Raw genomic sequence first — 336 nt, forward strand, 5'->3', positions numbered from 1 at the left:
TCAACATCTGTACAGCCTGAAAACCCAATCGTCTAATCAGAAAGGAAAACCAATGACTGAAAAACAAATGCACATTCTTTCCGTCACCGCCACCCTGGCCGGCGTCGGTATGTACGTTTCTTATATCCCGCAAATCCAAAACAACCTTGCCGGCAACCCCGGCTCGCCGTTGCAACCCCTCGTCGCCGCCATCAACTGCACATTATGGTTTGCCTACGGCTTTTTGAAAGAAAAACGCGACTACCCCATCATACTGGCAAACGCCCCAGGCATTATTTTGGGTTTGATTACATTTATCACTAGTTTTTAAGGAAGTTTTCAGACGGCCTGTGCAAA

The 336-nt window shown here is 47.3% G+C and carries 1 protein-coding gene; it reads left to right on the forward strand.

Features of this window, described 5'->3' with window-relative positions; translation table 11 throughout:
* Positions 1 to 52: 52 nt before the first annotated feature.
* Positions 53 to 310, forward strand: coding sequence for a SemiSWEET family transporter (locus tag HMPREF3277_RS01005; RefSeq protein WP_049225703.1), 258 nt, complete (start codon positions 53 to 55; stop codon positions 308 to 310).
* Positions 311 to 336: the final 26 nt, after the last annotated feature.

The sequence above is a fragment of the Neisseria sp. HMSC70E02 genome, from assembly GCF_001838645.1.
Taxonomy (GTDB): domain Bacteria; phylum Pseudomonadota; class Gammaproteobacteria; order Burkholderiales; family Neisseriaceae; genus Neisseria; species Neisseria macacae.